Raw genomic sequence first — 1,005 nt, 5'->3', positions numbered from 1 at the left:
TGATAAATGAACTATAATCACACATTACTTGTTATTATTTCCAAACCACGCGTGCGACTCAACCTTTCATGACGGTCGCCGAGACTCCTTGCACCTGCGTCAGGATCTCATCAAGTCGATCGCGCAGGGCTTGGATGGTGGGTTGACCTGCGACTGTCGCGAGCCGTCGCAGAATGGCTTTCGGCACCTGCTCGCCATCGAACTTTCCGTCGATCGCTAGGCGTTGCCATTGGAAGATCGCGTTGAGGAATTGGTGCGCCTCGATCAGTGTCCGCCTGTCGTCCTGCGCGAGAAGGCCGGACTCGGCGGCCCTGGCGAAGGTTTCCTCCGTCCCGTGACCGACCAGATCCGGAATCTCCGCGCCGTGGGCGAGCGCGAGAGCCTGCGCGATGAAATCGAGATCCGTCAGCCCCCCGCGCGCGAGCTTGAGATCCCACGGATCGGCATCGCCTTTTTCTTGCGCGATGAGTTCGCGCATCGCGCGAACCTCCTTGAAGACGCGCTTCGGTTCACGCTTGATCCGAATGATGTCGCGCACGGCGTTCTCGACGCGCGTGCCGAAATCGCCATCCGCTGCGATCGAACGCGCGCGCGTCAGCGCCATGTGCTCCCACAGATCGGCCTCGCTCGTCTGGTAGTCGAGAAAGCCGCGAAACTGTGAGGCGACCGGGCCTTTTCCGCCCTGCGGGCGCAAGCGCAAGTCCACCTCGTACAGCAAACCCCGTCGTGTCGGCACCGTCAGCGCCGCCACCAGGCGCTGCGTGAGCCGCGTGAAATATACGACGACATCGAGCTTGCGCGGGCCGGTGCTTTCGCGATGGTTCTCATCGAAATCATAGATGACCACGAGATCGAGATCAGAGCCCGCCGTCAGCTCGCGAGAACCGAGACGACCGAGGCCGAGCACCGCGAGCTTCGCACCTGGAACGGCGCCGTGCTCCGCTTCGAAGGCCTGGCGCACCTGTTCGAGCGACACCTGAATGATCGCATCGGCAACCGAGGCAT

1 protein-coding gene is annotated in these 1,005 nt (G+C 61.9%); it reads right to left on the bottom strand.

Annotation, left to right across the window (positions count from 1 at the left end; all coding sequences use genetic code 11):
• Positions 1-58: 58 nt before the first annotated feature.
• Positions 59-1,005, bottom strand: a 947-nt coding sequence (locus tag AC1DT3_RS22495) for a [protein-PII] uridylyltransferase family protein (protein WP_477467390.1), incomplete at its 5' end; no start/stop codon positions are given.

This window comes from Microvirga sp. P4_G7 (assembly GCF_056401005.1).
The sequence above is the reverse complement of the archived record's forward strand: the minus strand, read 5'-3'. Positions and strand labels throughout refer to the sequence as shown.